The 331-nt window shown below is 44.7% G+C and carries 2 tRNA genes; both read right to left on the bottom strand.

Annotation, left to right across the window (positions count from 1 at the left end):
- Positions 1–5 precede the first annotated feature (5 nt).
- Positions 6–81: transfer RNA gene (locus H5114_RS20260), tRNA-Glu, on the bottom strand.
- A gap of 132 nt (positions 82–213) precedes the next feature.
- Positions 214–289, bottom strand: a tRNA-Glu gene (locus H5114_RS20255).
- Positions 290–331: the final 42 nt, after the last annotated feature.

The raw sequence follows: 331 nt of genomic DNA, 5'->3' as shown, positions 1-331 counted from the left end.
AAATATGGTATCCCATAGGGGATTCGAACCCCTGTTACCGCCGTGAAAGGGCGGTGTCCTAGGCCTCTAGACGAATGGGACACAGTTGATACGTTATACTCTGTATCGAGTGAATACTCATTGGTGTCTGTAGGCTAAACACCAGTGCTATGTAGATCATTAAACACTTTTTCTAAAACAACAGTTTCGAATCATGTTCAACCATCTTAAATATGGTATCCCATAGGGGATTCGAACCCCTGTTACCGCCGTGAAAGGGCGGTGTCCTAGGCCTCTAGACGAATGGGACACAGTTGATACGTTATACTCTGTATCGAGTGAATACTCATTG

This window comes from Shewanella sp. SR43-8, assembly GCF_014163775.1.
GTDB classification, from domain to species: Bacteria; Pseudomonadota; Gammaproteobacteria; order Enterobacterales; family Shewanellaceae; genus Shewanella; species Shewanella vesiculosa.
This window is presented reverse-complemented; position numbering and strand designations above follow the sequence as displayed.